Source organism: Micromonospora sp. DT44, assembly GCF_049841635.1.
Taxonomy (GTDB): domain Bacteria; phylum Actinomycetota; class Actinomycetes; order Mycobacteriales; family Micromonosporaceae; genus Micromonospora.
Genome location: NZ_JBNCKS010000120.1, coordinates 1 through 3,901, shown reverse-complemented (window position 1 = coordinate 3,901; position 3,901 = coordinate 1). Strand labels below are relative to the sequence as shown.

Here is a 3,901-nt window from a genome sequence, read left to right as displayed (position 1 = left end):
ATGGTCACCAACGGCAGCTACTTCCAACTCCGCGCCCGACACAGCGGCAAGTGCGTGGACGTACCCGCCGCGTCGACCGCGGACGGAGTGGTCCTCAAGCAGTACACCTGCAACACCGGCACCAACCAACAGTGGTCGCGGACGGCCGTCTGACGACCGGCACGCCGGCGCCCCCGCTCATCGTCGTAACGGTGCGCGGGGGCGCGTCGTCCGTCCCGCGAAGGATCAGGGCGTCCAGCGTACGTTCGGGTTCACCCGCCCGGACCAGTCGAAGACGGCCATGTTGTCCCACTGGTTTCCAGTGCCGTTGATGTTGGCCGGATCCCAGCCGTTGCCGTTGACGGCGTACCAGGTCGGCTCCCAGTAGAAGACACCGATGGCCCCGGCGTTGCGGGCGGTGTTCTGCACCCAGTCGAACTCCTGAGCCTGACCCGCCCAGTTCGCGCTGATGCCGTCGCACGTCGCGTCGCCGATGGCGTTCGGCTCGCTGTCCGCGTTGTTCCGCGTGAAGGGGTACGCGGTCTCCGCGATCACCACCGGTCTGCCGTAGCGACCGCGCAGGTCGACGATGTTGTTGTAGAGGTTCGCCAGGCTGCCGTGCCACACGCAGTAGTAGGACAGGGCGGTGATGTCCCACTGCACGCCCTGGGCGCGGATGCCGTCGTAGAACCAGCGGGCGTTGGCGTTGCTGTCGGCGTTGGCGGTGTGGATCATCACGGGGATGCCGCCGCCGCACGCCTTGGTCGCGTTGTAGCCCTGCTTCAGGAGACCGGCCAGCGGGCGGAAGTCGTTGTTGACGACCTTGCCCTCGTTCCACAGCATCCCGACGTTGATCTCGTTGCCGATCTGCACGCTGTCCGGCAGGGTGCCCTGCCCCCGCAGGTCGGCGCAGACGTCGTAGGTGAAGTTGTACACGTCGGCGCCCAGCTGGCTCAGGGTGTGGCCGGCCCACGCGGCCGGCTTGTACTGCTTGCCGGGGTCGGCCCAGGTATCCGAGTAGTGGAAGTCGATGAGCACTTTGAGGCCCTTCGCCTTCGCCGCCCTGGCCTGGGCCAACACCCTGCTCTTGTTGTTGTAGCCGCTGGTCGGGTTGTTCCACACGCGCAGTCGGACGTAGTTCACGCCGACGGACCTCAGGATGTCCAGTGGGTCACGGGCGACACCGCCGGCGTCGTAGTACCGCGCGCCCAGGTCGAGGCTGCGCTGCAACGAGGAGACGTCGGCGCCCCGCATGGTGAGCGTGTTCGCGGCGGAGGCGGGCGCGGTAAGGCCGCCGAGCGTGGTGCAGACGACGAGGACGCCAGCCAGGATCCTACGGCGACGGTGGGGTGTGCTCACGGGACTCCTCGAGAAGGGGGCGGGCTCAACCCACCGCGCACTGGGCGCCATTCAGCGTGAAGCCGAGCGGCGGCGCGTCGCTGGCGCTCCACCGCCCCTGGATACCGAAGGTCGTCGAGCCGTTCGGCGCCAGGACGCGGTTCCAGTCGACGTTACGGGCGGTCACGGTGGAGCCGCTCTGGCTGACCGTGGCGTTCCACGCCGAGATCACCTGCTGGTCTCCGTTGAAGTTGAAGGTGACGATCCAGCCGTCAACCGGTGCCGCACCGAGATTCTGGACCGTCACCGTCGCCACGAAGCCGGTCTGCCACTCCGACTGGTTCCAGTAGCTCACGCGGCACGTCGAGGGCGGCGGGGGCGACGGCGTGGACGGCGTGGGCAGGGTGACCGTGTTAGACGCGATCGACACGTTGCCCACCGCGTCCCGGGCCCGTACGTAGTAGAGGTTCCGCAGCGGCGTGGAGGCGGGCAGCGGCGTCGTGTACGTCGTTCCCGGCACGGTGGCGATCAGGGTCGAGCTGAACCAGCCGTCGAAGCGGTAGACGTTGTACCCGAGCACGCCGACGTTGTCGGTCGACGGCGTCCAGGACAGCGTGCCGTTCGAGGCGGTCACCTCGGTGACCGTCAGGTTCTGTGGGGCGCTCGGCGGGGTGGTGTCCCCGCCGGTCTCCGTCACCGGCGTGACCACGGTCAGCGCGTCCGTGGACGTCGACCGGTGCCCGAGGGTGTCCCGGGCGGCCACCCGGAACGAGTACTGCTTGCCCGGCCCGATGTACGAGGTGATCGTGGTGCTGGTGACGGCCCCGACACTGGCGCTGTAGATGACGTCGTCGAACGCCTGGTAGTACGTGATGTCGTACCCGACGATGGCGCAACAGCCCGGCTTGGCGGCCGTCCAGGTGAGGGTGACCGATCCGGCGCGTACCTCGCTGGCGGTCAGGTTGGTGGGCGGGCTCGGCGGGAAGGGTGAGGTCCCCGGCGTGCCGGGCGGCGTGGTGGGCGGCGGTGGCGCGGTCCCGGTCGGTTCGGCGGCGGGCATCGCCCCGCCGCGCGGCGCCGGGGCGACCCCGGGGTACGCGGCGGGGGCGGCGGTGCCGGCGTCGGCCGCCGGCGCGATGCCCGCGACGGTCACGACCACCGCCGTCGAGAGCATGGCGGCGACCAGCAGACCCGGACCGAGGCGGCGGAACAGCGAGGACGAAGGGACGCCTGTCATACGTCGACGATGCAGCCATTATATCGATGATCGCCAACGTATCTCATTACTCGGTCGCCTCTCTTCCGGCGTGTCACCCCATGAGCGCACCGGTGAGGAGACGATTCGCTGGGAGCGATACCAGGCGGGGCGGAATTCCGCCCGCCCGATCGCTACACTCGCCCCAACGCCGGCACCGTCCACAGTCCTCGGCCTGCGCTGATTCGAATCGAATGGAGACGCCTGTGACCCGCGACAAGGCGGCACCCCCGGGCATCGACCCCCGTATTCCCAGCGTGGCGCGGGTCTACGACTTCTTTCTGGGCGGCAAGGACAACTTCGAGTCGGACCGACAGGTCGCCGAGCACGCCCTGCGGATCACCCCGGACGGGCCGGCAGCCGGTCAGGCGAACCGGGCCTTCCTGCGTCGGGTGATCCGCTTCCTGGTCTCCGAGGCGGGCATCGACCAGTTCCTCGACATCGGATCGGGGCTGCCCACCCAGGGCAACGTGCACGAGGTCGCCACCGAGCAGAACCCGAAGGCCCAGGTCGTCTACGTCGACAACGACCCGATCGTCCTGACGCACGGCCGAGCACTGCTCGCCGCGGACGGCACCGCGACGGTGATCCAGGCGGACATCCGGACGCCGCAGGAGATCCTGCACCACCCGGACGTGCGGCGGTTCGTCGACTTCGATCGACCGGTCGGGCTGCTCCTCTTCGCGATCCTGCACCACCTGGGCGACGACGAGGATCCGCGCGCGGTGGCGGCGGAGCTGATCGACGCGCTGCCCTCGGGCAGCTACGTGGCGATCTCACACTTCCGCGACCCCGGCGAGCGGGACCCGGAGGGCTCCCGCAAGGCGCGCGAGGTCGAGCGGGTCTTCAACGAGTCGCTGGGCACCGGCCGCTGGCGTACGGACGAGGAGATCCTCTCGTTCGTCGACGGGCTGGAGGTGCTGGAGCCGGGGCTGGTGCCGCTGGCCGAGTGGCGGCCGGAGCCGGGCGCGTCCGCGCCACAGCAGACCGACACCTATCACACCTTCGTCGGACTGCTCGCCCGCAAACCGTAGGTTCCACCCCGATGCGGTCCGTCGGCGAGAGCACTCGTCGACGGATCTGCCGTGTCGTGCCGCCCCCGCCGCGGCCTCCGGCGTCTGGGGTCCCGGGAACTGCCCGCAGGGCACGTTCTGCGCCTGGCCCAACTGGGACCACCCGGCCCAGGGCCCGACCGCGCCTCCGTCCCTGGTGACCAGCACCGAGTGGTCGGGCAGCGTCCCGGTCTTCAACTACTAGATGATCGATTCCAAGGGGTCAGTGGTCGTAGGCGGTCAGGGATCGCATGACCGGTTGGCCGGTGTGCCAGTT

General features: G+C 69.4%; 4 protein-coding genes. 2 read left to right on the top strand and 2 right to left on the bottom strand.

Translation table 11 applies throughout. The annotated features are described in order from the left end of the window. The coding region (locus tag ACLQ25_RS32445; RefSeq protein WP_425734543.1) for an RICIN domain-containing protein at positions 1-153 on the top strand (153 nt) is incomplete at its 5' end. A gap of 72 nt (positions 154-225) precedes the next feature. On the opposite strand, the gene ACLQ25_RS32440 is transcribed toward ACLQ25_RS32445, so the two are convergent. Together ACLQ25_RS32440 and ACLQ25_RS32435 are read right to left on the bottom strand one after the other, a co-directional pair. Beyond that, positions 226-1,338, bottom strand: coding sequence for a glycoside hydrolase family 53 protein (locus ACLQ25_RS32440; RefSeq protein WP_425734542.1), 1,113 nt, complete (start codon positions 1,336-1,338; stop codon positions 226-228). A 25-nt stretch (positions 1,339-1,363) separates the two neighbouring features. Further along, on the bottom strand, positions 1,364-2,554 hold the full coding sequence (locus tag ACLQ25_RS32435; protein ID WP_425734541.1) for a cellulose binding domain-containing protein: 1,191 nt from the start codon (positions 2,552-2,554) through the stop codon (positions 1,364-1,366). A 224-nt stretch (positions 2,555-2,778) separates the two neighbouring features. Here ACLQ25_RS32435 and ACLQ25_RS32430 point away from each other — a divergent pair, with 224 nt between their 5' ends. Continuing rightward, positions 2,779-3,606, top strand: coding sequence for an SAM-dependent methyltransferase (locus ACLQ25_RS32430; protein ID WP_396802893.1), 828 nt, complete (start codon positions 2,779-2,781; stop codon positions 3,604-3,606). Positions 3,607-3,901 lie beyond the last annotated feature (295 nt).